Below are 24,704 nucleotides of genomic sequence, written 5' to 3'. Positions count from 1 at the left end.
ACAGGGATGAAGGGACTATAGCAGAGGCCGACGGCGGGGATGTGTCGCGCGCGGCACGCCGGTTCGTGTGAACGGCGAAAAAGGAGTCGGAAGACGTACGCGGTGCACGTCCGGTCAAATCGCGGTCGGGCCGCGGGCATTCGATTGCGCTGCAGCCGCGGTCGTCGGAGTCGTCCCGCGTACAAGCCGTAAACCGACGATTCAGCCCATTTTCACTGCGAAGCGCGGTTCGGAAGGCCGGACCACTTGTCGCCCGAGCCGGAGGTCGGCCTTTGCTTCCGGGTAGCGCGCATTCAGTGCGCGCATCTCCAGCGGCCCGACGTCATGCGGTCGTTACGAAAAGTGCTCGATGAATGAATCGGTGATGGCCTTGACCACGTCGTCGCCGACGTGAAGGGCGGCATCGTCGTCATTGCCGTAGAACGGGCCGACATGCCCGCCGAGCCAGCGCACGACCTCGAAGCTCGGCCAGTAGACGACGTCCGGATGCTTCGTGACGAACTCGTGGGCGACGACGCGCAGCGTCGATTTCGAAATGCAGTCCGCCTGCATCGCCGACTTGAATTCGAACGTGGTTTTCAACGGTACGGGGCTGACCGTAAGCACGACCTTGACGTCGGGGTTCAACGCCTTGATATTCGCGACGATGTAGTCGAGATTGTCCAGATTTTGGCCGACGGTGGTAGTCCGGAAGTCGTACATCTCTGCGAATGCTCGCGAGCCCAGTGCCGAACTGGAAGGCATCACGAACTCGCCGGACTGCCTGTCGAAGAAGGCCGGCGCCACGCCGAGCGTGTAGATGAACACGTTCGCGGTGGCCAGACGCACCCGGAGATTCTCCGGGGTGATGTTGAGGGACGCAAAGAGCTCGTCGAGGCGCTCCTTGCTTTGGCCGGTGCATTGGCCCAACGCCCAGTCCACCATCTTGCGGTTTGCGAAGCTCGAATTGATGTGTTCGACGACTTCGAAGAAATCGGCCTGATAGCCCCGTTCGATGAGACGTACGGCGATCTCTCTCGCAAAGCACGAGCCCAGAGTAAAAAAGCGGGTTTCCTTGTCGATGAAGCGTTGCTTCGGCAAGCCATCCAGCAAGCTCGTCCGGATTACGGCCGAAAGGTCGCCCCTCATTTCACGCGTGCTGGGATACTTCGCTCGTGCAATGCTCTTTCGCCGGGTGCCGTCCGAAAGCACTTTGCGGGAAAGCTCGACATCGGTCTTGTTGACGATGGCGGGGTTGAGCGTTCGTGCGTGGTCGATAAGCGCGACGGCTTCTTCAAGATCGTCGTCAGCGCGGAGTTGCGAGAGCTTTGCGTAGTGATCGGCATTCGCCGGATCGATCTTGATGAGCCAGCGATAGGCGAACTCCGCATCCTCCGGCGGCCCGACATAGCTTGCCGCTGTCGCCAGGATCTCCAGGCAGACTTTCAGTTGCGGCCAGGCCGCGGCCTGCGGCGTATTCTCGACGAGACGAAGTGCGTTTTTTGCATGGTCTCGCCGAATCGCCCAACTCTTGTGGAGGCCGGGATACCGCAACGCATCGAAGCAACCGAGAAAGAAGATTGCATCCGGATTCCGCTGGTCCTGGATGAGCGATTGCCGAAGATGCTCGACAGCAAGGTCTAGCTGCCCCGTCTGGCCATAAAGAATGCCGAGAAGGAGATTCGCTTCATGATCTGAACCGTCGATCTGCTCGTTGCCCAGCTGCGCAATGACAGCGTGCGCACCAACGTTTCCGGCGAGCGCCTGTTTTGCCTGATTCTTCCAGCTACTGATATCCACTTGACCTTCCCGTATCGAGCGTTGCGCTCTTCGATCGACTGTCCGGCTGGGCGTCGAACGGGGGCGGCGAGACGAAGATCGTCTCGCGCATCAAGTCCGTTCAGTCGCTATGTCGATGATTATCGGCATTGTGCGAGCCAAACTTAATACCGGTCGGTGCGGGCGCCGGATGGCAAGCGGGATGCTGGTCAATGCGAGTGATTGAGCGGTGGGCTGCGCGTGGCGTTCGGCGATTGCCGCCGATTGTATGGTCCGGGTTACGACGTTCGGATGAGCAGATCGCGCGGACGGTGTCTGGGCGCGTCGTTGACGGTATCGATACGATGGCGGCGGATCAATGAAAAAAGCCTCACGAACCGAATGGATTCGCAAGGCTTTATCAAAGGTTTGCACTATGTATGCTGCTGTAGTGCTGCAACGACGGCGATACTTTCCAGTCGCTGACTTTAACCAAATTCTGGTCGGGGTGAGAGGATTCGAACCTCCGGCCTCTACGTCCCGAACGTAGCGCTCTACCAGGCTAAGCTACACCCCGAATTTCTGCTGGTCCGACTTCGCTTTCTTGGTGAAGATCGCTGCGTCGTCTCAGGCAAGAACGTAACTATAACGATGTTTTTTCTAAAAGGGAATACCCTGGCGAAGAAATTTTTTCGGGGCAGGGTATTGCGTCCCGTGCGCGGCGTGTTTTACGACTGCCGCGACGTCGAATACGAGCACAGCTCGAGCAGGCTTTCCTTGTAAACGGAATCCGGAAACGCGGCGATCGCGGCCGCCGCGGCCTGCGCTTCCTGCCGCGCGCATTCGAGCGTGTGGTCGAGCGCGCCCGAGCGCGTGATCGCGTCGAAAATCGTTTCGAAACGGTCGGTGCCGCCCTGTTCGATCGCCTCGCGCGCCAGCGCGGCCTGTTCGGGCGTGCCGCGCTCGATCAGGTAGATGAGCGGCAGCGTCGGCTTGCCTTCGCGCAGGTCGTCGCCGGCGTTCTTGCCCATCGCCTCGGCGGTGCCTGCGTAGTCCAGCCAGTCATCCATGATCTGGAACGCGGTGCCGATGCGGCGCCCGTACTCGGCGGCGGCGGCCTCGGTCGTCGCGTCGGCGCCCGCGAGCACCGCGCCCAGCCGGGCGGACGCTTCGAACAGCTTGGCCGTCTTGTAGCGGATCACCTGCATGTAGCGGGCCTCGTCGACGTCCGCGTCGTGCATGTTGAGCAGCTGCAGCACTTCGCCTTCGGAGATGATCGTCGTCGCTTCCGACAGGATCTCCATCACGCGCATCTTGCCGACGCCGACCATCATCTCGAACGAGCGCGAATAGAGGTAGTCGCCTACCAGCACGCTCGCGGCATTGCCGAACAGCGCATTGGCCGTCTGGCGGCCGCGCCGCAGCTCGGATTCGTCGACGACGTCGTCATGCAGCAGCGTGGCCGTGTGAATGAATTCGACGACGGCCGCGAGCACGTGCCGCTGGTGCGACGTCTCGCCGAGCGCGCCCGCGACGAACAGCAGCAGCGCCGGCCGCAGCCGCTTGCCGCCCGCGCCGATGATGTACTCGGCGATCTGGTTGATCAGCACCACGTCGGACGCGAGGCTTTGCCGGATGACGCGATTCACCTGCTCCATGTCGCTCGCGATCGGGGCGAGCAGGTGGGCGGCGCTGAGGGTGGGGGAGGCGGTGGACGACGACATGATCATGGAATTGGGTGATGCGGCGGATTATAAGTCGAATCCGCCGCGTCCCGGTCTGTCGCGCGCGCCGCGGGCGCGATTTTGGCCATCCGGCCGAGGGGCCGGCGCGGCAATCGTCGATCGGCTTTGACAGCGATGCTAACTCTCTGTATAATCACGCCTTTTCCGCGCGTGGTGTGCGGAAAAAGGATCCAGAGTGAGGTTCTCAATGTACGCGGTCATAAAAACCGGCGGCAAGCAGTACAAGGTTGCCGTTGGCGAAAAACTGAAAGTAGAACAGATACCGGCTGACATTGACGCTGAAATCACGCTCGACCAGGTTCTCGCAGTGGGCGAAGGCGAATCGATTAAGTTCGGTACGCCGCTGGTCAGTGGGGCTTCCGTCAAGGCCACCGTTGTGTCGCACGGTCGTCATGCCAAGGTCACCATCTTCAAGATGCGTCGCCGGAAGCACTACCAAAAGCACGGCGGCCACCGCCAGAACTACACTGAGCTGCGCATCGACGCGATCAACGCGTAAGCGCCTCGGTAAAGGAGCAATCAGATGGCACACAAAAAGGCAGGCGGCTCTTCCCGGAACGGCCGCGACTCCGAGTCGAAACGTCTCGGCGTGAAGGTGTACGGCGGCCAGGCGATCAACGCCGGCGGCATCATCGTGCGTCAGCGCGGCACCCGCATGCACGCTGGCGAGAACGTCGGCATGGGCAAGGATCACACCCTGTTCGCGCTGGTCGACGGCCACGTGAAGTTCGCGACGAAGGGCGCGGACAAGAAGCATATGGTCATCGTCGTCCCGGCGGCTGCCTAAGTTCAGGCACCCCACGGGCTTCGTAGCCGAAAGGCCCCGCACTTGTCGCGGGGCCTTTTTTATTTTGTCGCTGCGCAAGCGCGGGCGGCCGGTCGCGGCGGTTGGCCGGACGGCCGATTGTTCAAGCGCGGCGGAGCGCGGCACAATAGCGAAAATACTGGGCGGAGTAACGAATGAAGTTCATTGACGAAGCGCGAATCGAAGTCATCGCCGGAGACGGAGGCGATGGCAGCGCGTCGATGCGCCGCGAGAAATTCGTTCCGTTCGGCGGGCCGGACGGCGGCGACGGCGGCCGGGGCGGCAGCGTCTATGCGATCGCCGACCGCAACATCAACACGCTGATCGACTACCGTTACGCGAAGAAGCACCTGGCGCGCAACGGCGAGAACGGCCGCGGCTCGGACTGCTACGGCAAGGGCGGCGACGACATCACGCTGCGCATGCCGGTCGGCACGGTCATCACCGACATGGACACGGGCGAGCTGATCGCCGACCTGACCGAGCACGACCAGAAGGTGATGCTCGCGCAGGGCGGTGCGGGCGGCCTCGGCAACCTGCATTTCAAGTCGAGCACGAACCGCGCGCCGCGCCAGAAGACCGACGGCAAGCCGGGCGAGCGGCGGATGCTGCGCCTCGAGCTGAAGGTGCTGGCCGACGTCGGCCTGCTCGGCATGCCGAACGCGGGCAAGTCGACATTCATCTCGTCGGTGTCGAACGCGAAGCCGAAGATCGCCGACTATCCGTTCACGACGCTGGCCCCGAATCTCGGCGTCGTGCGCGTCGGGCCGAGCAAGAGCTTCGTGATCGCCGACATTCCCGGGCTGATCGAGGGCGCGGCCGAAGGCGCCGGCCTCGGGCATCAGTTCCTGCGCCACCTGCAGCGCACCGGGGTGCTGCTGCATCTTGTCGATCTTGCACCGTTCGACGAAAGCGTCGATCCGGTCGCGGAGGCGACGGCGATCGTCGGCGAGCTGCGCAAGTACGACGAGTCGCTCTACGAGAAGCCGCGCTGGCTCGTGCTCAACAAGCTCGACATGGTGCCGGAGGACGAGCGTGAGGCGCGCGTCGCGGATTTCCTCGAGCGTTTCGGCTGGGACGGCCCGGTGTTCGAAATCTCGGCGCTGACCGGCCAGGGCTGCGAGGCGCTGTGCTACGCGATCTACGACTACCTCGCGGAGCATTCGGACGCGCATCGCGCGGCCGAGGCGGAAGACCTGGCGGCGGACGTGCGCTTCCGCGACACGCCCGCGCGCGACGGGCAGACGGCATCGGACGCCGACGCCTGAGCGGCGGGTGCGCGTCGGGCGCGAGCCGCCCGGCGCCGGAATTCAATCGCGCCCGGCCAGGCCAGGCATCACATACAGGAGACAGCGCACGATGCGTTCGATCATCGCGGATTCGAAGCGACTGGTGGTGAAGGTGGGATCCAGCCTCGTGACCAACGACGGCAAGGGGCTCGATCATGCCGCAATTGGCCGCTGGGCCGCCCAGATCGCCGCGCTGCGCGACCAGGGCAAGGAAGTGGTGCTCGTCAGTTCGGGCGCGATCGCGGAAGGGATGCAGCGGCTCGGCTGGAGCAAGCGTCCGCGCGAGATCGACGAACTGCAGGCCGCTGCCGCGGTCGGGCAGATGGGGCTCGCCCAGGTCTATGAAAGCCGCTTCTCCGAGCACGGGATCCGCACCGCGCAGATCCTGCTCACGCACGCCGACCTCGCGGACCGCGAACGCTACCTGAACGCGCGCTCGACGCTGCTCACGCTGCTGCGGCTCGGCGTCGTGCCGATCATCAACGAGAACGACACGGTCGTCACCGACGAAATCAAGTTCGGCGACAACGACACGCTCGGCGCGCTCGTCGCGAACCTGATCGAAGGCGATGCGCTGATCATCCTCACCGACCAGTCCGGCCTGTTTACCGCCGATCCGCGCAAGGACCCGGCCGCGACGCTCGTCGCGGAAGCGAATGCCGGCGCACCCGAACTCGAGGCGATGGCGGGGGGCGCGGGGTCGAGCCTCGGCCGCGGCGGCATGCTGACGAAGATTCTCGCGGCCAAGCGCGCGGCGCACAGCGGCGCGAACACCGTGATCGCGAGCGGGCGCGAGCCGGACGTGCTCGCGCGCCTCGCGGCGGGCGAGGCGATCGGCACGCAGCTGATCGCGCGCACGGCGCGGATGGCGGCGCGCAAGCAGTGGATGGCCGATCACCTGCAGGTGCGCGGGCATGTCGTGATCGACGCCGGCGCGGTCGAGAAGCTGACGGCGGGCGGCAAGAGCCTGCTGCCGATCGGCATCGTCAACGTGCAGGGCGTGTTCGCGCGCGGCGAGGTGATCGCCTGCGTCGGGCCCGACGGGCGCGAAGTCGCGCGCGGGCTGACCAACTACAGCAGCGCGGAAACGAAGCTGATCCAGCGCAAGCCGAGCGGCGAGATCGAAGCGGTGCTCGGCTACATGATGGAGCCGGAGCTGATTCACCGCGACAACCTGGTGCTCGTGTGACCTGTCAGGCCCGGTGACCGTCGATACGCAAAAGCCCGCGAAACGCGGGCTTTTTGCATGGCGGCTTCGGCCGGTCGGCGCGATCAGCGCAGCTGATTCAGCGCGGTGCGGTGATACTTGATGTTCTCGAGGATCGACTGCGTCGTGCCCAGCGGCATCTTGTTCGCGCAGAAGTAGTCCTGGTAGAGCGCCGCGTGATATGCGTTCAGCTCGCCGTTCTCGATGCGGCGCCAGTCGTTCTCGACCGTGCGGTCCCAGCCGTCGTGATCCGAATTGAGGCCCGCATACTGGCGCCATTCATACGTGTCGCAGCGGATGCCCTCGTAATTGACGTTGCGCGCGCCGGCCGGGCTCGTGACGACCACCGTATACCGCACGATGCCGTCGGTGCCGACCGCCAGCGACTTCGCGTCGACGAAGAACTTGAGCGGCGTGTTCTGCGACACGTTGAACGACAGCAGGTCGCCCGGCGTTGGCAGCGCGGGCAGCGTGTCGACCTTGTTTTCCTTCCATTCCCCCTGGCGGTCCAGCAGATAGACGAACGTGCCGTCATCCTTGTTGGTCGGCGAATTCGAATGCGCGCAACCGGCCAGCACAGCCGCTGCGGCGATCGACGTGAGCGCGAGAGCAATCGCTTTCAATATGCATTCCTCGTAAAAAAAGGGCGCGACACCAAGGTCGCGCCCGGTCATGCAGTCCGACTTGTCATTCGCCGAGGATCAGGCGAGGAGGCGTCTCGTCGAGCGTGCTCGCTTCCACTTCGATCTCGGAACAGACCACCGATGTGTCGACAACCGTCAACGCCTGCCGGGGCTGCGATTCCACGACGCGCGGATAGCGCAAGGGACGCGGACCCCGCGGCTTGTCGGCCCGCTGCGCCGGGCGGCGCAGGAAGCGCGACAGTTCCGTCAGCGCCAACTGATAAACATCCCGCTTGAACTCGATCACCGCATCGAGCGGCACCCAGTACTCGTTCCAGCGCCACGCATCGAACTCCGGGTGATCGGTCGCGCGCAAGCAAATGTCGCAATCGCGTCCTACCATCCGCAGCAGGAACCAGATCTGTTTCTGGCCGCGGTAATGACCGCGTACTTCACGCTTGATGAACTTGTCAGGCACCTCGTAACGCAACCAGTCGCGAGTGCGGCCGATTATCTTGACGTGTTCCGGGTGCAGGCCGGTTTCCTCGTGCAGCTCCCGGTACATCGCCTGCATGGGGGTCTCGCCGTACTTGATCCCACCTTGAGGAAACTGCCAGGAATGCTCGCGGAGCCGCTTGCCCCAAAACACCTCGTTGCGCGCGTTCAAGAGGATGATGCCGACGTTCGGGCGAAAGCCTTCACGATCCAGCATACAACCACCTTCGAATCCTTTAAAATTGCTTTGATTATAAACAGATAACGGGCGCCGCGCACCGTAACGGAGCGAATCCGCGCCGGGCGCGCCAGTTGAGCTGTCCCTGATTTGTCTGCCAAGTCATCTGCGCGATCGTCGTTCACCGCGCGCAGCTTTTTCACCTTGAATCTTTTTCGGGCGCCCCGCCTGGGGGCGCCGTTTTTGGAACCGTCCGCATGAAAGCTTCCCGTTTCTTTATCGGCACCCTGAAAGAAGCACCCGCCGACGCAGAGATCGTCAGCCACAAGCTGATGGTGCGCGCCGGCATGATCCGCCGCGTCGCCGGCGGCATCTACAACTATCTGCCGATCGGCCTGCGCTCGATTCGCAAGGTCGAGGCGATCGTGCGCGAGGAAATGAACCGGGCCGGCGCGATCGAGCTCCTGATGCCGGCCGTGCAACCGGCCGAGCTGTGGCAGGAGTCGGGCCGCTGGGAGCAGTATGGTCCCGAGCTGCTGCGCTTCAAGGACCGCAAGGACAACGAGTTCGTGATCGGGCCGACGCACGAGGAAGTGATCACCGACATCGCGCGCAACCAGATCAGGAGCTACCGGCAGATGCCGGTGAACTTCTACCAGATCCAGACGAAGTTCCGCGACGAGATCCGTCCGCGCTTCGGCGTGATGCGCGGCCGCGAGTTCATCATGAAGGACGCGTACTCGTTCGACAAGGATGCCGACGGCCTCGCCGAGTCGTATCGCAAGATGTACGACGCGTACGTGCGCATCTTCACGCGCCTCGGTCTCGAGTTCCGTCCGGTTGCGGCCGACAGCGGCTCGATCGGCGGCAACTTCTCGCACGAGTTCCACGTGATCGCCGACACCGGCGAGGACGCGATCGCGTACTGCCCGAGCTCCGATTTCGCGGCGAACATCGAGGCGGCGGAAGCGCTGCCGCTGATCGCCGAACGCGCCGCGGCCGCCGAGCCGATGGCGAAGGTCGCGACGCCGGGCAAGGCGAAGTGCGAGGCCGTCGCCGAGCTGATGGGGATTCCGCTCGCGCGCACGATCAAGTCGATCGTGCTCGCGACCGACAACGAAGGCGCCGAGCCGACGATCTGGCTGCTGATGCTGCGCGGCGACCACGATCTGAACGAGATCAAGGCATCGAAGCTGCCGGGCCTGAGCAATCACCGCTTCGCGACCGAGCAGGAAATCGTCGAGTGGTTCGGCACGCCGCCGGGCTACCTCGGCCCGATCGGCACGAAGAAGCCGGTGAAGGTGATCGCCGATCGCACGGTCGCGAACATGAGCGATTTCGTCGTCGGCGCGAACGAAGTCGACTACCACATCGCCGGCGTGAACTGGGGCCGCGACCTGCCGGAGCCGGAAGTCGCCGACATCCGCAACGTGCAGAAGGGCGATCCGTCGCCGGACGGCAAGGGCGTGATCGACATCTGCCGCGGCATCGAGGTCGGCCACGTGTTCCAGCTCGGCACCAAGTACTCGGAAGCGATGGGCGCGACGTTCATCGACGAGTCGGGCAAGCCGCAGCCGATGCTGATGGGCTGCTACGGCGTCGGCATCACGCGCATTCTCGGCGCGGCGATCGAGCAGAACTTCGATGACCGCGGCATCATCTGGCCGGAGTCGATCGCGCCGTTCGAGGTCGTGCTGTGCCCGATGGGCTACGACCGCAGCGACGCGGTGCGCGAAGCGACCGACAAGCTGTACGCTGAGCTGGCCGCGGCCGGCATCGACGTGATCCTCGACGATCGCGGCGAGCGCCCGGGCGTGATGTTCGCCGACTGGGAGCTGATCGGCGTGCCGCATCGCCTCGTGATCGGCGAGCGCGGCCTGAAGGAAGGCAAGCTCGAGTACCAGTGCCGCCGCGACGCCGAAGCGACGCTGCTGCCGGCCGACACGGCCGCGGCAACGGTCGTGGAGAAGGTCCGCGCCGCGCTCGCGCGCTAAGCCGGCCGACCGGGGGACACGGTGGAATACACCTTCCTGTCGGCCACCGTGCTCCTTCTGCTGATCACCGATCCGCTCGGCAACATTCCGCTGTTCATCTCGGCGATGCGGAGTGTGCCGCGCGAGCGGCGCGTGAAGCTGATCCTGCGCGAAGTGGGGATCGCGTTCGTGATCCTGCTGTTCTTCATGGTCGTGGGCGACCGCTTCCTGCGGATGATGAACCTCACCGACCTGTCGCTGCGCATCGGCGGCGGCATCGTGCTGTTCCTGATCGCGCTGCGGATGATCTTCCCGCATCCGGACGGCGCGCTCGGCAACGATCCGCGCGCCGGCGGCGAGCCGTTCATCGTGCCGCTGGCGATTCCGGCGCTGGCCGGACCGTCGGCGCTCGCGACGGTGATGCTGCTGACGTCGCAGGCGCCCGGCAAGATGCTCGAGTGGGCGGGCGCGCTGACGGTCACGATGATCGTCTGCGCGGTCACGCTGGTGCTGGCCGAGCGGATCCAGCAATGGCTCGGCGAGCGGACGGTCGCCGCATTCGAGCGGCTGATGGGCCTCGTGCTCGTCGCGATCTCGGTCGAGATGATGCTGGGCGGCGTCCGCGTATTCGTGCACCAGCTGTAGCGCGGCGACGCCCCAACGTAAAGGCGGCGCTCCGGAAGAACCGGAGCGCCGCTTTTTTTGTGCGGACCGCGCGGGCGTCAGGCGTTCGCGGTCAGTGCGCGGATCGTCGGCAGGTTGCGCCAGTAGCCCTTCGCGTCCATGCCGCAGCCGAACACGTAGCGGTCGGGCACGGCGAAGCCGCAGAAATCCGGGTGCAGCGGCTTGGCCTTCGTGAGCGTCTTCTCGCACAGCACGGCGGACATGAAGCGCGTCGCGCCCATGTCGAGAATGCGGTCGCGGATCGCGGCCATCGTCTCGCCTTCGTCGAGGATGTCGTCGAGCACGAGCACGATTCGGTCCTTCACCGATTCGCGCGGCGCGACGCGCCAGTGCATCTCCGGGCTGCCCTGCGTCGTGTTGCGGTAGCGGGTCAGGTGGATATAGTCGAATTCCAGCGGGAAATCGAGATGCGGCAGCAGCATCCCGGTAAACACCGCGGCGCCGCCCATCACCGAGAGGACGAGCGGGAACGCGTCGCCGATCTCGGCGCGGATCGCGTCGGCCATCCGGGCGATCGACGCGTTGACGGCGTCCGCCGAGACGATCTCTTCGGAGTGTTCGAAAATGTGGAGGGCTTCTTCGCGGTTCATGAGTTCTGGCGGGCAGTCGGTATACAAATAAGAATGAAGCAGATCGGGCGGCGCGCGCTACAGCAAAAACCCGCGCGCCGGCCGACGGGCGGAATCAGCGCAGGCCGGGCATCATGCCCTTCAGGCCGCGCATCATCTTCTGCATGTTGCCGCCCTTCAGCTTCTTCATCATCGTACGCATCTGGTCGTACTGGTTCAGCATCCGGTTGACTTCCTGCACCGGCACGCCCGCGCCGGCGGCAATGCGGCGCTTGCGCGTTGCCTTGATGATCTCGGGTTTCGCGCGTTCGGCGGGCGTCATCGAGCTGATGATCCCTTCCATCCGGCGGATCTGCTTTTCGGCCTGGCCCATGTCGGCGCCGGCGGCCGCCTGCTGGAACTGCGCGGGCAGCTTGTCCATCAGCGACGACAGGCCGCCCATGTTCTTCATCTGCGAGATCTGCGCGCGGAAATCGTTCAGGTCGAAGTCGCCGCCTTTCTTCACCTTGTCGGCGAGCTTCTGCGCGGCCTGCACGTCGACGCCGCGCTGCGCTTCCTCGACGAGCGCGAGGATGTCGCCCATGCCGAGGATCCGGTTCGCCATCCGGTCCGGGTGGAAGATCTCGAGGCCGTCGAGCTTCTCGGCGACACCGACGAACTTGATCGGCTTGCCGGTGATGTGGCGCACCGACAGCGCGGCGCCGCCGCGCGAGTCGCCGTCGAGCTTGGTCAGCACGACGCCGGTGAGCGGCAGCGCGTCGTTGAACGCCTTCGCGGTGTTGACCGCATCCTGGCCGAGCATCGCGTCGACGACGAACAGCGTTTCGGCGGGATTCAGCGTGGCGTGCAGCGCGGCGATCTCCTGCATCATCGCTTCGTCGATGCCGAGACGGCCGGCCGTGTCGACGATCAGCACGTCATGGTAGTGGCGCTTCGCCCAGTCGACCGCGGCGAGCGCGATGTCGACCGGCTTCTGGTCCGGCGTCGACGGGAAGAAGTCGGCGCCGACCTGTTCGCTCACCGTTTTCAGCTGCATGATCGCGGCGGGGCGGTACACGTCGCACGACACCGTCAGCACTTTCTTCTTGTACTTCTCGCGCAGCAGCTTCGCGAGCTTGCCGGAGGTGGTGGTCTTGCCCGCGCCCTGCAGGCCGGCCATCAGGATCACTGCGGGCGGCGTGACGGCGAGGTTCAGCTCGGCGGCCTTGCCCTCGTAGTCGCCGCCGATCACGGCGGTCAGCTCCTTCTGGACCACGCCGACGAGCGCCTGGCCCGGCGACAGGCTGCTGATCACTTCCTCGCCGAGGGCTTTTTCCTTGACCTTGGCGATGAATTCGCGGACGACGGGCAGCGCGACGTCGGCCTCGAGCAGCGCGAGGCGCACCTCGCGGAGCATCTCCTGGGTGTTCGCCTCGGTGAGCCGGGCCTCGCCGCGCAGCGTCTTGACGACGCGCGCCATCCGTTGAGTGAGATTGTCGAGCATGGGGAGCGATGGACAGTGGGGCCCGAAGGCGGCGGAACTCAACAAGGGAGCCGTCGCGGGAAGGGGGCCTAGTGTAAACTTCGAACATGGATATTGTACTGTATGCCCTCACCGCATTCCTGTACGGCGGCCTCGCCGTTGCCGGCTGGCGCACGCACCGCCAAGGCGCGGGCTCGCCGCTCGTCGCGAGCGTGCCGGCCGTGCCGGTTCCGGCTTCCGCCGCCTCCGGGATGAGCGGGCCCGGCCGCGCGCTGCTGTTCGCCGCGCTCGTCGCGCATGGCGTGCTGCTCCACATGACGATCTTCCCGCACGACGCGATGGTGTTCGGCTTCGCGTTCGCGCTGTCCGCGATGTTCTGGCTCGGCGCCGGCATCTACTGGATCGAGAGCTTCTTCTTCCCGCTCGACAGCCTGCGGCTGCTCGTGCTGCCGCTCGCGTGCGGCGCGTCGCTGCTGCCGCTGGTGTTCGGCGGCGTGCGGGTGCTGCCTTATGCCGCAGCGCCGCTGTTCAAGCTGCACTTCCTGATCGCGAACATCGCGTACGGCCTGTTCGCGATCGCGGCGCTGCACGCGATCCTGATGCTGATGGTCGAGCGGCGCCTGCAGTCGCTCCGAAGCGGCGGGCGCGACGGCTCGACGGGCTGGATCGCGAGCTGGCTCGAAACGCTGCCGCCGCTGCTCACGCTCGAGAAGCTGCTGTTCCGCCTGATCGGCGCGGGCTTCGTGCTGCTCACGCTGACGCTCGCGTCCGGGATCCTGTTCAGCGAGCAGGTCGACGCGCGCGCGATGCGGCTCGACCACAAGACCGTGTTCGCGATCCTGTCCTGGCTGATGTTCGGCGGGCTGCTGGTCGCGCGCAGGACGTCGGGCTGGCGCGGGCGGGGCGCCGCGCGCTGGGTGCTCGTGTCGTTCGCCGCGCTGCTGCTCGCGTATGTCGGCAGCCGGTTCGTTTTCGAGGTGCTGCTGCACCGCTCCGTGGTTTGACCGGGCTGATTCGCGATGCGACAGATTCTTCTCCTCATCCTCGTGTTCTTCGCGACCTCGTGGGTCGCGCGCAAGCTGCGCCAGGCGCAGGCGCAAGCGCGAACCGGGCAGGACGCCGGTCGCGAAGCGGGGCCGGGCGCCGGTGCGCAAGGCTACGGCGGCGCCGAGCGCGCGGGCGGCGCGCAGCCGCTTCCCGAGCCGATGGTGCGCTGCGCCGAGTGCGGCGTGCACGCGCCGAAGGGCGACGCGGTCGTCGCGCGCGGCGAGTATTTCTGCAGCGCCGAGCACGCGCAGCGCCACGCCGCGCGCACGAACGACCGCGGCGCGCGATGAGCGGCGCGCGGTTCCTGTCGATCGACGCGAACGGCTGGGTGCGCGACGCGCGCCATGCGCCGTCGCCGAACTTCGAGGCGCGGCCCGCGGGTGCGGTGCCGACGCTCGTCGTCGTCCACAACATCAGCCTGCCCCCCGGCGAATTCGGCGGCGACGCGATCGAGGCGCTGTTCCTGAACCGTCTCGACTGCGACGCGCATCCCTATTACCAGGCCCACCTGCGCGGCGTGCGGGTGTCCGCGCATTTCCTGATCCGTCGCGACGGCGAGCTCGTGCAGTTCGTGTCATGCGACGAGCGAGCATGGCACGCGGGCGCGTCCGAGTTCTTCGGCCGGCCGCGCTGCAACGATTTCTCGATCGGCATCGAGCTCGAAGGCGCGGACGACGTGCCGTTCGAAGCCGCCCAGTACGCGACCCTCGGCACGCTCGCGCGCGGGCTCGCAGCCCGCTATCCGGTCGACGCGTTCGCCGGGCATTCCGATGTCGCGCCGGGCCGCAAGACCGACCCCGGCCCGCACTTCGATTGGCAACGCTTCGCAAGCGATACCGGCTTTTCTGCCGAATACTTTCCTTTCCGGCAGCACTGATCGCGGGGTTTTTTGACGCGCGAGAACTATTTTTCCGGCGAATGCCTTGTCGCGTCTGACCGTTCGCGATGTCAAGGGCTCCATCGCAAATTCTCCGGTTGGACGTCGTCCGAATGTCCACTATACTTGGTGCCAGTTGAGTAGTTCTGCACTAGATATAGTGTGTGCCGCGGGGAAAACCCGGGCGGCACGGACCGGCGGGCAACGCCGGCGGAAAGAGTTCTCAGGGCGACGCGTCAGGCCGGCGGTCCGGGCGTCGCGATCAGCGCAGCAAGTGTCGACGGGGCGCAGGACACATGACGAAGCACACGACCGGCTCGGTTGTCGCGCATCGGCCGAACCGGCTTTCCCGACGCGTCGCTCGCGTCTTACCGCTCGCGCACCGCATTGCGCAGCGATCGTTTTAATCCGCGGTTCCCCCCGCATCACCCAACACCAGGAGCTTTGCACATGCAAACCACCGACAACGCGACGTCCCAATACGAGAGCGCATCGAGCCGTCCTCTCGGCGGGACCGAACAAGGCGCGCAGGCGCTCGCGCCGCAGGCCACGTTCGCCGACTACAAGGTGATCCGCCGCAACGGCAGCGTGGTGTCGTTCGAGCCGTCGAAGATCGCGATCGCGGTGACCAAGGCTTTCCTGGCCGTGAACGGCGGGCAGGGCGCGGCCTCGGCACGCGTGCGCGAACTGGTCGAGCAGCTGACGCACAACGTGGTGCGTGCGCTCGTGCGCAGCCGTCCGAACGGCGGCACGTTCCATATCGAGGACATCCAGGACCAGGTCGAGCTCGCGCTGATGCGCGGCGGCGAGCACAACGTCGCGCGTGCGTACGTGCTGTACCGCGAGAAGCGTCACCTCGAGCGCCAGCACGCGGGCGAGGAAGCGCCGGCGGTCGAATCGGCCGGCGGCATCAACGTCGTCGACAACGGCGTGACCCGTCCGCTGGACCTGAACGCGCTGCGCGCGCTGATCGTGTCCGCGTGCGACGGCCTCGGCGCTGCGGTTAACCCTGACCCGATCGTCGCGGAGACGGTGAAGAACCTGTACGACGGCGTGCCGATGAGCCAGGTCTACGACTCGGCGATCCTGGCAGCACGCACGATGATCGAGAAGGACCCGGCGTACAGCCAGGTCACGGCCCGCATCCTGCTGCACACGATCCGCCGCGAGATCCTCGGCGAGGAAGTGGTTCAGGCCGAGATGTCGACCCGCTACGCGGAGTACTTCCCGCAGTTCCTGAAGCGCGGCGTCGACGCCGGCCTGCTCGACGACAAGCTGCTGCAGTTCGACCTGAAGCGCCTCGGCGACGCGCTCGACGCGAGCCGCGACCTGCAGTTCGGCTACCTCGGCCTGCAGACGCTGTACGACCGCTACTTCCTGCACGTCGACGGCAGCCGCATCGAAATGCCGCAGGCGTTCTTCATGCGCGTCGCGATGGGCCTCTCGCTGAACGAGATCGACCGCGAAGCGCGCGCGATCGAGTTCTACAACGTGCTGTCGAGCTTCGACTTCATGAGCTCGACGCCGACGCTGTTCAACTCGGGCACCCACCGCTCGCAGCTGTCGTCGTGCTACCTGACGACGGTCGCGGACGACCTGGACGGCATCTATGAGGCGCTGAAGGAAAACGCGCTGCTGTCGAAGTTCGCCGGCGGCCTCGGCAACGACTGGACCCGCGTGCGCGCACTCGGCTCGCATATCAAGGGTACGAACGGCAAGTCGCAAGGCGTGGTCCCGTTCCTGAAGGTCGTCAACGACACCGCGGTCGCGGTCAACCAGGGCGGCAAGCGCAAGGGCGCGGTTTGCGCGTACCTGGAATCGTGGCACCTCGACATCGAGGAATTCCTCGAGCTGCGCAAGAACACCGGCGACGATCGCCGCCGCACGCACGACATGAACACGGCGAACTGGATTCCCGACCTGTTCATGAAGCGCGTGATGGAAGGCGGCGACTGGACGCTGTTCTCGCCGTCGACCTGCCCGGACCTGCACGACAAGTTCGGCGCCGAGTTCGAGACGGCCTACACGGCGTACGAGGACAAGGTCGCTCGCGGCGAGATCAAGCTGTTCAAGAAGATCCCGGCGCAGCAGCTCTGGCGCAAGATGCTCGGGATGCTGTTCGAAACGGGCCACCCGTGGATCACGTTCAAGGACCCGTGCAACGTGCGCTCGCCGCAGCAGCACGTCGGCGTCGTCCACTCGTCGAACCTGTGCACGGAAATCACGCTGAACACCAGCGACACCGAGATCGCGGTCTGCAACCTGGGTTCGGTGAACCTGGTCGCCCACCTCGTGAAGCAGGCGGACGGCAGCTACGCGCTCGACCACGACAAGCTGAAGCGCACGGTCAGCGTCGCGATGCGCATGCTCGACAACGTGATCGACATCAACTACTACGCGGTGCCGAAGGCGCGCAACTCGAACCTGAAGCACCGCCCGGTCGGCATGGGCATCATGGGCTTCCAGGACTGCCTGCACCTGCTGCGCACGCCGTACGCGTCGCAAGCGGCGGTCGAGTTCGCCGACCGCTCGATGGAAGCGGTCTGCTACTACGCGTACTACGCGTCGACCGAGCTGGCCGAGGAGCGCGGCCGCTACTCGAGCTACCGCGGCTCGCTGTGGGATCGCGGCATCCTCCCGCAGGACACGCTGAAGCTGCTGACGGAAGCCCGCGGCGGCTACGTCGAGGTCGATACGTCCGAGTCGCTCGACTGGTCGGAGCTGCGTTCGCGGATCGCCGCGCACGGGATGCGCAACTCGAACTGCGTCGCGATCGCGCCGACGGCGACGATCTCGAACATCATCGGCGTGTCGGCATGCATCGAGCCGACCTTCCAGAACCTGTACGTGAAGTCGAACCTGTCGGGCGAGTTCACGGTGGTCAACGAGTACCTGGTGCGCGACCTGAAGGAGCGCGGCCTGTGGGACGAGGTGATGGTCGCCGACCTGAAGTACTTCGACGGCATGCTGTCGCGCATCGACCGCGTTCCGGCCGACCTGCGCGCGATCTACGCGACCGCATTCGAGGTCGATCCGACGTGGCTGGTCGAGGCGGCGTCGCGCCGTCAGAAGTGGATCGACCAGGCGCAGTCGCTGAACATCTACATGGGCGGCGCATCGGGCAAGAAGCTCGACGAGGTCTACAAGCTCGCGTGGCTGCGCGGCCTGAAGACGACGTACTACCTGCGCACGATGGCGGCGACGCACGTCGAGAAGTCGACGGTCGCGCACGGCGCGCTGAACGCGGTGCCGACGAGCGGTGGTGCGGGCGGCGCGCAGGGCGCGGCAGGCGGCTTCGGCGCAACGGGAGGCGACGCGTCGGCAGCGGGCACGGTGAATGCTGCGCCGGTCGAGGCGGAAGGTCCGGTATGCATGATGCGTCCGGGCGACCCGGGCTTCGACGAGTGCGAAGCGTGCCAGTAACGCGGCGCGACTGACTCGGCAGGGCTCCGGGCGGCGTGCACGGCAACCGATAAAGGTTGAAGTGCGCGCCGCTCTCAACTAAAAAAATGATAAGGAATCTGTAACGCGGCAAGCGCGTTGCAGGCAGTGACAAGCGATCGAAGCAGCCCCGACGGCGTCACGTTTCGATCCGCGTTCGATGCGTCGAGCGCACCTCGCGATACATGTGCGACACACGTCGCGCGCTGCATGAACGACGATGCGTTGCTCAAAGTGTTGTATCGAGGTCGCAACGCGAATCGAAAAAGGGATTTTTCGTGAGCGAGCCCTTTTATCGCTCAGGAAAAGATGGTACAAACCGTTCTAAATTGATGGTGAGAATTTATGCTCAACTGGGATGACGAGAAGACTGCCGTAACTCCCGCGAGCGGAGCGCAGCAGAATGCGATGCGCACCCCCGCAGGAATGGCTGTCGGAATGCAGGCCGCAGCGCCTGCCGCCCAACAGGCTCGTGACATTTTCGAAGGCGATCTCGCGGTCGCACCGCACGCATCGGCTGCTCCCGCTGCCGGTTCGGAAGCGCGCGTGAATGTCGCCGACAAGCGCATCATCAACGGCCAGACTGACGTCAATCAGCTGGTGCCGTTCAAGTACAAGTGGGCGTGGGAAAAGTATCTGGCCGGTTGCGCGAACCACTGGATGCCGCAGGAAATCAACATGTCCCGCGACATCGCTCTGTGGAAGGATCCGAACGGGCTGACCGAGGACGAGCGCCGCATCGTCAAGCGCAACCTCGGCTTCTTCGTGACGGCCGACTCGCTGGCGGCGAACAACATCGTGCTCGGCACGTACCGCCACATCACGGCGCCCGAGTGCCGGCAGTTCCTGCTGCGCCAGGCGTTCGAAGAGGCGATCCACACGCACGCGTACCAATATATTGTCGAATCGCTCGGTCTCGACGAAGGCGAGATCTTCAACGCGTACCACGAGGTCGCGTCGATCCGTGCGAAGGACGAATTCCTGATCCCGTTCATCCATACGCTGACGGACCCGGCCTTCAAGACCGGCACGCTCGAAGCGGACCAGAAGCTGCTGAAGTCGCTGATCGTGTTCGCCTGCATCATGGAAGGCCTGTTCTTCTATGTCGGGTTCACGCAGATCCTCGCGCTCGGCCGCCAGAACAAGATGACGGGTGCTGCAGAGCAATATCAGTACATCCTGCGCGACGAGTCGATGCACTGCAATTTCGGCATCGACCTGATCAACCAGATCAAGCTCGAGAATCCGCATCTGTGGACCGCGGAGTTCCGCGCGGAGATTCGCGAGCTGTTCAAGCAGGCTGTCGATCTCGAATACCGCTACGCAGAGGACACGATGCCGCGCGGCGTGCTGGGTCTGAACGCGTCGATGTTCAAGAGCTATCTGCGCTTCATCTGCAACCGCCGTTGCCAGCAGATCGGCCTCGATCCGCTGTACCCGAACGAGGAAAACCCGTTCCCGTGGATGAGTGAGATGATCGACCTGAAGAAGGAGCGCAACTTCTTCGAGACGCGAGTGATCGAGTATCAGACGGGGGGCGCGCTGTCCTGGGAATGACCCGCAGCAGCGACTCCGTCACGACGACGAGAAGCCGGCCGCCTCACGGCGCCGGCGCAAGGTTTAGGAGCAAGAACGCCTGATGCAAAGCACGCCCGGTGCCTTAACGGCCCAACGACATGACAGGCACTTTGCGAACCCTTCAGTGGGATGGGCAAACTTCCCTCCGGAAAAAGCGAACCGCCGTGTGGCGGTCCGCTTGATCAAGCGATCTGGGGTGGCGGCGCGTGGCGCGCCGGCCACCGACTTGATTTGGCGCGCGAGGCCCGGTGGTCACGCGCGCCATACCGTATTCATTAGCGTAAGCGTGTGGTATCCGCGTACGCCGATGAATAGCCCGCTTCGAAGCGCACGTCCTGAACAGCGTCCGCGGGAAGCGGGTTTTGACGAAGGGTGTAGTTTGAACTGACTCTCATCTGAACCTGAAGGAGAAAAACATGGCTACTGCCAAGAAGAAACCGGCTGCGAAGAAGGCAGCTGCGAAGAAGGCCGCTGCAGTGAAGAAGGTTGCTGCGAAGAAGGTCGCCGTGAAGAAGGTTGCTGCAAAGAAGGCGGCACCGGCGAAGAAGGCCGCAGCGAAGAAGGCAGCAGCGAAGAAGGCCGCTGCAGTGAAGAAGGTTGCTGCGAAGAAGGTCGCGGTGAAGAAGGTTGCTGCGAAGAAGGCGGCACCGGCGAAGAAGGCCGCAGCGAAGAAGGTTGCGGTGAAGAAGGCCGCACCGGCGAAGAAGGCCGCTGCGAAGAAGGCGGCACCGGCGAAGAAGGCGGCTGCGAAGACCGCAGCGCCCGCGAAGAAGGCCGCTGCGAAGACGGCAGCGCCCGCCAAGAAGGCTGCTGCGCCGGCGAAGAAGGCTGCCGCACCGAAGGCTGCTGCACCTAAGGCCGCTGCGCCGAAGGCTGCCGCCGCACCGAAGGCTGCTGCGCCGGCGAAGAAGGCTGCGGCTCCGAAGAAGGCAGTCGTGAAGAAGGCCGCACCGGCGACGACCGCGTCGACGGCGTCGGTTGCGCCGGCATCGGGCGTGAAGACCGCGCTCAACCCGGCAGCAGCATGGCCGTTCCCGACCGGCAGCCGTCCGTAATCGCGGATCGCTTTGCCACCCGGACACTCACGCGGTGTCCGCGGGTTGAGTAGCGCTACTCAATCGGTCCCGCCACCTGGTCTGGGTGGCGGGATTTTTTTCGTCCGCACGCGGCAGCACGGGACGCCCAGGCGAAAAAAAACGCATGCGCAGCTTCGCGCATGCGTTCGACCGCGGCTTGCGCCGCGTGCTGAGGATGCCGGTTAGTGCGTGACGCGCGTGACGCCGCCGCTCGACAGCAGCCGCACGCGTTCGCCGGCGCGGAACGCCTCGCCGCTCGCCGCTTGCGTAATCGAGCGCAGGTCGCCGTTGTCGAGGCGCACGGTGATTTCCACACCGTTCGCGGTGCTGAGGTTTTCGCCGATCGCATTGCCGGCGACCGCGCCGGCGAGGCCGCCCGCGATCGCGGTGATGATCGAGCCTTTGCCGCCGCCGATCGCGCTGCCCGCGACCGCGCCGAGCGCGCCGCCGCCGAGCGTGCCGATCGCACTGCCGCCGCCTTCGGACTGGATGCGAACCGCGCGGACGCTTTCGACCGTGCCCATGCGGACGGTCTGTTCGCGCTGCGCCTGGCCGACGCTATAGACGTCGGCCGAGCCCGGCGGCGTGAAGCAGCCGGCCAGCGTCAGCGTGGCGGCCAGCATGGCCGTGAGCGTGAGGGTGTTCTTCGTCAACATTATTGCTCTCCCACAAAATTCATTTGAGACTGTAGCCGAATGCAGTCTCGAAGCGTGTGTCGATTTCGGCGCGGGTCAGCGAGTAGGATTGCGGCCCCTGGTGGGCGATCTTGATCGAGCCCATCAGGCTGGCCAGGCGCCCCGTGGTCGCCCAGTCGAGGCCCTTTTCGATGCCGTACAGCAGACCGCCCCGGAAGGCGTCGCCGCAGCCCGTCGGATCGGCGATGCGCTCGGCCGGCACGACAGGGACCTGCTCGACGCCCTGCTTGTGGCGGATTGTCGCGCCATGCTCGCCGCGCGTGATGACGAGCGCGTCGACCCGGCTGGCGATTTCGTCTTCGGACCATCCCGTCTTGTCGCTCACCAGCTTGGCCTCGTAGTCGTTGACCGCAACGTAGGTCGCAAGTTCAATGCTGCGGCGCAGCGTCGCGCCGTCGAACAGCGGCAGGCCCTGGCCCGGGTCGAACACGAACGGCACGCCGGCCTTCGCGAGCTCTTCCGTATGCTGCACCATCCCGTCGAAGCCGTCCGGGCCGACGATCGCCAGCGTGATGTCCGGCGCGTCGCCCACGTGGTTCAGGTGCGACTGCATCATCGCGCCCGGGTGAAACGCCGTGATCTGGTTGTTGTCGAGATCGGTCGTGATCATCGCGTGCGCCGAGTGCATGTCGGGCAGCACGCGAACGTGGTCGCGGCGCATGCCGAGCCGGTCGAGCCGCTCGAGATACGGTTGCGCGTCGAGCGCGCCGAGCGTGCCCATCATCCGCGCGTCGCCGCCGAGCAGATGCAGCGCATAGGCGATGTTGCCCGCGCAGCCGCCGAATTCGCGACGCATCGTCGGCACGAGGAAGCTCAGGTTGATGAGGTGCACCTGGTCGGGCAGGATGTGCTCGCGGAACCGCCCTTCAAAGGTCATGATGGAGTCGTAGGCGATCGAGCCGCAAATCAGCGTAGCCAAGGTGTGCGTTCCTGTAGGAATGAGGGACCCTGCGTGACAGCGCCGCGCGAAAAGGGCGCGGCGCGGCAGGGGTGAGCGGGAGAACGGCTTACTTCAGCGCAGCGAGCGCGGCGTCGTAGTTCGGCTCGTCCTTGATCTCGCCGACGAGCTGCGCGTGGATCACCTTGTCCTGCGCGTCGAGCACGACGACGGCGCGCGCGGTCAGGCCGTTCAGCGGACCGCTCGTCACGTCGACGCCGTACGCGTTCGCGAATGCGCGGCCGGTGCGGAACGTGGACGCGGTCAGCACGTTCGCGAGGCCTTCGGTCGTGCAGAAGCGCGTCGCCGCGAACGGCAGGTCGGCCGACACGACGATCACGACGGTGTTGTCGAGCGACGCCGCCGCTTCATTGAACTTGCGGGTCGACGTCGCGCAGGTCGGGGTGTCGAGGCTCGGCACGATGTTCAGCACCTTGCGCTTGCCGGCGAAGCTGGCGAGCGACAGGTCGTTGAGGTCCTTGCCGACCAGCGAGAAGTCGGGGGCCTGCGAACCGACGGTCGGGAACGTGCCGGCGATGTCGATCGGGTTGCCACCCAGCGTAACTTTGCTCATGTTCGTGCTCCGAAATAGCGCGTCGCCAGGACGCGCGGGTTGAAACCGGCGCGCGTCAGCGCGCCGCGGGGCGTCACGGATAGAAGATCTGGACGCGGAAATTCGAGGCGGGCGCGCCGTTCGTCTCGAGGCGGACGATCATCGTCTGCGTCGCGCCGGCCGGCAAGCCGGCGTTGATCGGCGTGCCCGGCCGGACGTAATCGCGCGGGGCGAGCACGCGGCGCACGGTGACGTGATTGGTGTCGTCGAGCAGCGTCAGCTCGAGCGACGGATACGCGAGCGCGACGCGGTAGCGGTTCGTCAACGGCGCCTTCAGCTCGAGCACGCGCGGGCCGTCGATCTGGCGCAGATCGGTCGCGTCGAGCCGCAGCCCGTCGATCGCGCGCGGCGGCGTGACGGTGCAGCCGAGCGGCGCGCACGCCTGACGGTACCAGCTCTGCGTGACCGGCCAGTAGATCATCACGGATTCGTGCTGCCACCACGCCAGCTGCGCGAACAGCAGCACGCCGAGCGTGGCCGCGACGACGCCGCCGAAAAAACCGGCGAGCATGCCGCGTCGTTGCGGCGCGCGGGTCTCGCGCGTCACCTCGAAGTGGGGGCGGTCGTCTTCGGTGAGTGCGGCGGGGAACGGGACGGCCGGTTGGGCGGGTGGCTTTGCCGCCGACTGGGCGTCGTCGGGCGCGTTTGCAGGTTCGTCAGCGGCCGCGACGCCACGCTCGGCAGCGTGGCTGTCGTCGGGCGCTGCGTCGGACGGCGCCGGCGTAAAGGCGAACCGCGGTTCGCGGGGAACGTCGTCTGGTTCCGGAAAGTGCGTGTGCGTGTGCGCGTCCGCGTTTGCGTTTGCGGGCGCGGTCGGGTCGACGGGATCGGCGCCCGCTTGCTCGATCAATTGCGCAGGTGCGATGAAGCGCGGTTCGCGTGGGTCGGTTTCTGCGGCTGGCAGGGTAGACGCGTCGGTGTCGTGCGGTGCCGCAGCCGGTTCGGCCGGCCATGCGGCCGCTTCGACGACGCGGCGTTCGGCAGCATCCGTCGAAATCGGCGCGGGCGTGCCGGTCTGGCGAACGGTGCCGGCGTCCGTGGTTTCTTGCCGCGTCACCGGCACGAGCGGTTCGGCGCGAATGGTGTGCGCGTTGTGCAGCAGCGACGGATCGACGCCGGCGTCGAGCCACGGCGCCCACATGTCCCAGCCCGCAGGCCTGAAGTTGCCATCCGTCGCCGCGTGCGCCGGCAGGTCGGCGGTGAAGAGCCGCGCCGGTGAGGTCGGGGAGGGCGTGTCGCTGACGGCGTCGGCCGGTGTTGGTGCGGTGGGTGTTGGTTCAGTCGGTGCTGAGTTGACCGGTGCCGACGCGGCTGGCGTTGATGAGGACGGCGGTGCTTCGACCGGGGCTGCATCGATCGGCGCTAAGTCGACCGGCACTGCTTCAATCGGCGCCGCTTCGACCGGCGTTGCTTCGACCGGCGTTGCTTCGATCGGCGTTGCTTCGATCAGAGCCGCTTCACCCGGAGCCGTTCCAACCGGAGCCGTTCCAACCGCCGCCGCTTCCCTCGACGTCGGCTCCTGCCTCACCGTCGGCTCGGGAACGAGCGAGCGCGTCGCGTCGAACACCTGCCGGCAGTGCCCGCAGCGCACCAGCCCGCCGTGCAGCACGAGCTGTTCCTGCTGCAGGCGGAAGACGGTTTCGCAATGGGGGCAGCGCGTCGCAAGAAGCATG

23 protein-coding genes and 1 tRNA gene are annotated in these 24,704 nt (G+C 65.7%); 13 read left to right on the top strand and 11 right to left on the bottom strand.

All coding sequences use genetic code 11. The features are described 5' to 3' along the window. Positions 1-333: 333 nt before the first annotated feature. The 3 genes from WJ35_RS08920 to WJ35_RS08910 all read right to left on the bottom strand — a co-directional run bounded on the left by WJ35_RS08920 (position 334) and on the right by WJ35_RS08910 (position 3,461). Positions 334-1,779: a GSCFA domain-containing protein gene (locus WJ35_RS08920; protein ID WP_069239055.1), complete on the bottom strand. Its 1,446-nt coding sequence runs from the start codon at positions 1,777-1,779 to the stop codon at positions 334-336. Positions 1,780-2,237: 458 nt separating this feature from the next. Further along, positions 2,238-2,314: transfer RNA gene (locus WJ35_RS08915), tRNA-Pro, on the bottom strand. Positions 2,315-2,465: 151 nt separating this feature from the next. After that, a complete protein-coding gene (locus tag WJ35_RS08910; RefSeq protein WP_010091260.1) occupies positions 2,466-3,461 on the bottom strand; it encodes a polyprenyl synthetase family protein in 996 nt (331 codons plus the stop codon). A gap of 208 nt (positions 3,462-3,669) precedes the next feature. On the opposite strand from WJ35_RS08910, the gene rplU reads away from it, so the two are divergent. The 4 genes from rplU to proB all read left to right on the top strand — a co-directional run bounded on the left by rplU (position 3,670) and on the right by proB (position 6,765). Further along, positions 3,670-3,981: a 50S ribosomal protein L21 gene (gene rplU, locus WJ35_RS08900; protein WP_006025184.1), complete on the top strand. Its 312-nt coding sequence runs from the start codon at positions 3,670-3,672 to the stop codon at positions 3,979-3,981. 24 nt (positions 3,982-4,005) lie between these two features. Next, positions 4,006-4,269 (top strand): 50S ribosomal protein L27, encoded by a 264-nt coding sequence (rpmA, locus tag WJ35_RS08895; protein WP_010091262.1) that lies wholly within the window; start codon positions 4,006-4,008, stop codon positions 4,267-4,269. A 173-nt stretch (positions 4,270-4,442) separates the two neighbouring features. Then, the gene (gene cgtA, locus WJ35_RS08890; RefSeq protein WP_060236325.1) at positions 4,443-5,555 is read left to right on the top strand and encodes an Obg family GTPase CgtA; all 1,113 of its coding nucleotides are present in this window, start codon (positions 4,443-4,445) and stop codon (positions 5,553-5,555) included. A gap of 91 nt (positions 5,556-5,646) precedes the next feature. Beyond that, a complete protein-coding gene (gene proB, locus WJ35_RS08885; RefSeq protein WP_010091264.1) occupies positions 5,647-6,765 on the top strand; it encodes a glutamate 5-kinase in 1,119 nt (372 codons plus the stop codon). A gap of 83 nt (positions 6,766-6,848) precedes the next feature. Here proB and WJ35_RS08880 read toward each other — a convergent pair whose 3' ends face one another. Continuing rightward, a complete protein-coding gene (locus WJ35_RS08880) occupies positions 6,849-7,457 on the bottom strand; it encodes a CNP1-like family protein (protein ID WP_050791824.1) in 609 nt (202 codons plus the stop codon). Positions 7,458-7,470: 13 nt separating this feature from the next. Then, complete coding sequence (locus tag WJ35_RS08875) at positions 7,471-8,118, bottom strand: RNA pyrophosphohydrolase (RefSeq protein WP_069239054.1); 648 nt, start codon at positions 8,116-8,118, stop codon at positions 7,471-7,473. Positions 8,119-8,336: 218 nt separating this feature from the next. Here WJ35_RS08875 and WJ35_RS08870 point away from each other — a divergent pair, with 218 nt between their 5' ends. Beyond that, complete coding sequence (locus tag WJ35_RS08870; RefSeq protein ID WP_060236323.1) at positions 8,337-10,073, top strand: proline--tRNA ligase; 1,737 nt, start codon at positions 8,337-8,339, stop codon at positions 10,071-10,073. Positions 10,074-10,094: 21 nt separating this feature from the next. Then, positions 10,095-10,697 (top strand): MarC family protein, encoded by a 603-nt coding sequence (locus tag WJ35_RS08865; protein WP_010091268.1) that lies wholly within the window; start codon positions 10,095-10,097, stop codon positions 10,695-10,697. 77 nt (positions 10,698-10,774) lie between these two features. On the opposite strand, the gene WJ35_RS08860 is transcribed toward WJ35_RS08865, so the two are convergent. Then, a complete protein-coding gene (locus WJ35_RS08860; RefSeq protein ID WP_010091269.1) occupies positions 10,775-11,326 on the bottom strand; it encodes a hypoxanthine-guanine phosphoribosyltransferase in 552 nt (183 codons plus the stop codon). Between the two features lie 94 nt (positions 11,327-11,420). Next, a complete protein-coding gene (ffh, locus tag WJ35_RS08855; protein ID WP_060236321.1) occupies positions 11,421-12,788 on the bottom strand; it encodes a signal recognition particle protein in 1,368 nt (455 codons plus the stop codon). Positions 12,789-12,874: 86 nt separating this feature from the next. Here ffh and WJ35_RS08850 point away from each other — a divergent pair, with 86 nt between their 5' ends. The 7 genes from WJ35_RS08850 to WJ35_RS08825 all read left to right on the top strand — a co-directional run bounded on the left by WJ35_RS08850 (position 12,875) and on the right by WJ35_RS08825 (position 20,765). Further along, positions 12,875-13,771 carry a cytochrome C assembly family protein gene (locus WJ35_RS08850; protein ID WP_010091271.1) on the top strand — a complete coding sequence of 299 codons (897 nt, stop codon included), beginning with the start codon at positions 12,875-12,877 and terminating at the stop codon, positions 13,769-13,771. A 15-nt stretch (positions 13,772-13,786) separates the two neighbouring features. Next, positions 13,787-14,104, top strand: a complete 318-nt coding sequence (locus WJ35_RS08845; RefSeq protein ID WP_060236319.1) for a PP0621 family protein — start codon at positions 13,787-13,789, stop codon at positions 14,102-14,104. Beyond that, positions 14,101-14,691 (top strand): 1,6-anhydro-N-acetylmuramyl-L-alanine amidase AmpD, encoded by a 591-nt coding sequence (gene ampD / locus WJ35_RS08840; protein ID WP_010091274.1) that lies wholly within the window; start codon positions 14,101-14,103, stop codon positions 14,689-14,691. The genes WJ35_RS08845 and ampD overlap by 4 nt, the downstream gene beginning before the upstream one ends. A 450-nt stretch (positions 14,692-15,141) precedes the next feature. Continuing rightward, complete coding sequence (locus tag WJ35_RS08835) at positions 15,142-18,114, top strand: ribonucleoside-diphosphate reductase subunit alpha (protein ID WP_060236317.1); 2,973 nt, start codon at positions 15,142-15,144, stop codon at positions 18,112-18,114. Between the two features lie 363 nt (positions 18,115-18,477). Beyond that, positions 18,478-19,689 (top strand): ribonucleotide-diphosphate reductase subunit beta, encoded by a 1,212-nt coding sequence (locus WJ35_RS08830; RefSeq protein WP_010091276.1) that lies wholly within the window; start codon positions 18,478-18,480, stop codon positions 19,687-19,689. Positions 19,690-19,771: 82 nt separating this feature from the next. After that, positions 19,772-20,098 (top strand): hypothetical protein, encoded by a 327-nt coding sequence (locus WJ35_RS29775; RefSeq protein WP_010091277.1) that lies wholly within the window; start codon positions 19,772-19,774, stop codon positions 20,096-20,098. Positions 20,099-20,126: 28 nt separating this feature from the next. Then, positions 20,127-20,765 carry a histone H1-like repetitive region-containing protein gene (locus WJ35_RS08825; RefSeq protein WP_069239053.1) on the top strand — a complete coding sequence of 213 codons (639 nt, stop codon included), beginning with the start codon at positions 20,127-20,129 and terminating at the stop codon, positions 20,763-20,765. A 203-nt stretch (positions 20,766-20,968) separates the two neighbouring features. Here the strand turns inward: WJ35_RS08825 and WJ35_RS08820 are convergent, their stop codons facing one another. From WJ35_RS08820 to WJ35_RS08805, 4 genes are all read right to left on the bottom strand, one after another. Further along, positions 20,969-21,442, bottom strand: a complete 474-nt coding sequence (locus WJ35_RS08820) for a glycine zipper 2TM domain-containing protein (protein WP_010091280.1) — start codon at positions 21,440-21,442, stop codon at positions 20,969-20,971. A gap of 19 nt (positions 21,443-21,461) precedes the next feature. Then, positions 21,462-22,400, bottom strand: a complete 939-nt coding sequence (locus WJ35_RS08815; protein ID WP_060236313.1) for a carbohydrate kinase family protein — start codon at positions 22,398-22,400, stop codon at positions 21,462-21,464. 88 nt (positions 22,401-22,488) lie between these two features. Beyond that, the gene (gene tpx, locus WJ35_RS08810) at positions 22,489-22,992 is read right to left on the bottom strand and encodes a thiol peroxidase (RefSeq protein WP_060236311.1); all 504 of its coding nucleotides are present in this window, start codon (positions 22,990-22,992) and stop codon (positions 22,489-22,491) included. A 73-nt stretch (positions 22,993-23,065) separates the two neighbouring features. Further along, positions 23,066-24,703 (bottom strand): DUF3426 domain-containing protein, encoded by a 1,638-nt coding sequence (locus WJ35_RS08805; protein ID WP_069239052.1) that lies wholly within the window; start codon positions 24,701-24,703, stop codon positions 23,066-23,068. Position 24,704 lies beyond the last annotated feature (1 nt).

The organism is Burkholderia ubonensis (genome assembly GCF_001718695.1).
Taxonomy (GTDB): domain Bacteria; phylum Pseudomonadota; class Gammaproteobacteria; order Burkholderiales; family Burkholderiaceae; genus Burkholderia; species Burkholderia ubonensis_B.
Note: the sequence above shows the minus strand (reverse complement) of the source record. Positions and strands in the feature narration are given on the sequence as shown.